The following is a 1,220-nucleotide window of genomic DNA, read 5'->3' on the forward strand; positions in this document are numbered from 1 at the left end:
CTGCTCGGTGCGACACGGAGCGCGACATGCTCGTCTTGCTCCGCCGTGTCGTTGCTCTGCTCCGAACCTCTATGCACCGTGTGATGCTTGCGAACGTATTTGGCTGCGTGCTTCTCTGTTCGCGATCCTCCGGTCCAACAGGGGCAATAATCATGACTAATGGACCAACGATTATTCCAAGCAAAGGTCCAGCTTCGCAAAATCCCGGCGCAACTCATCCATTTATCTGCAATTTGCGAGGCACGCTTATGCTCGACGGCAAAGACATCGTTGACCGACTTCCTGAGGCAGCGACTGCTTTCGAAGTCGAGTACGATCAGCTATGGGGGTTGTTGCATAAGAATGTCCGCAGCGACACGTTCAGCCTCAACGCCAGAACGATTCCTCCCCAGTGAGTGCAAGGACACCTGCCTGGAAGTTGCGAATAACAGTGAAAGTGCGGATCACACTCAATCAAAATTGGAGTCCGCCCGCAATCGAGTTTAGTGCACTATCTATTTGAACACGTCACAATGAATGATGCAGGATTTCCGACTTTCATCAAAAGGACCGTACAGGTTCTATCGCCCACTTCGAATGCTTTTGGATCAGCGACAGAGAAGGACGTTGATTTTCCGTTTATCATTACATCTGTACTCGAACCATAGTTCGCTCTGACTCCGATCGTGAGCAGATTTGGTACTACCCGTTCGGCAGATCCTTCTGCTATCGAGACCTTTATTTCATCTGATGGGAATGCCTTTGCGATTTGAGCTGTGAGATCTTTAAGCCGCGCGGCTTTTTCCGCTGAATCAGCCGCCTGCGTTTTAAAAGCCTCTTGTAGTCTCTTGTTTTCGTCCGTTGCATCCGCCGCAACCTTAGCGAGTCTCTTGTTGTCATCAATCAACTGAGTCGTTGCAGCAAGAGACTTGGACACCTTGTCGAGGTCATCAATCATGGTCGGAAGCTTACCTTTGAATGCCTGAACATCAGCAATGTCCCTGGCACCGTTATTGTATCCAATATTGTAAATCCATGTGCCGCCGCCACCGATAGCTCCGATGACTGCGGTGAATATAGCCGCCTTCATATTAGGCGAAAGACCGTCGAACCAAGTCATGTTTTTCCGCCCCGGTTATAGAACCTTCGATAGTTTGTTTGGAGCGCCTGTGACCACGATGTGGCCTCATCAATCGCCCACCGCTAGCTCTCCCTTGTATCTCAAGGGTTGAAATCCGCGC

Annotated in this window: 2 protein-coding genes; one reads left to right on the forward strand and one right to left on the reverse strand. The window is 50.4% G+C overall.

Annotated features, from left to right (window positions below; translation table 11 throughout):
* Positions 1 to 395 (forward strand): hypothetical protein (locus tag BRAS3809_RS36380; protein WP_210161126.1); only part of this gene is annotated, 395 nt, incomplete at its 5' end.
* Between the two features lie 95 nt (positions 396 to 490).
* Here the strand turns inward: BRAS3809_RS36380 and BRAS3809_RS36385 are convergent.
* Complete coding sequence (locus tag BRAS3809_RS36385; protein ID WP_008966472.1) at positions 491 to 1,099, reverse strand: hypothetical protein; 609 nt, start codon at positions 1,097 to 1,099, stop codon at positions 491 to 493.
* Positions 1,100 to 1,220: the final 121 nt, after the last annotated feature.

Origin of the sequence: Bradyrhizobium sp. STM 3809 (assembly GCF_000239795.1) — a bacterium.
Classification (GTDB): Bacteria; Pseudomonadota; Alphaproteobacteria; order Rhizobiales; family Xanthobacteraceae; genus Bradyrhizobium.

Excerpts from the sequence above, each read along its gene's own strand:
- BRAS3809_RS36385 (WP_008966472.1), bottom strand. The coding sequence starts at position 1,099 with ATGACTTGGTTCGACGGTCTTTCGCCTAATATGAAGGCGGCTATATTC.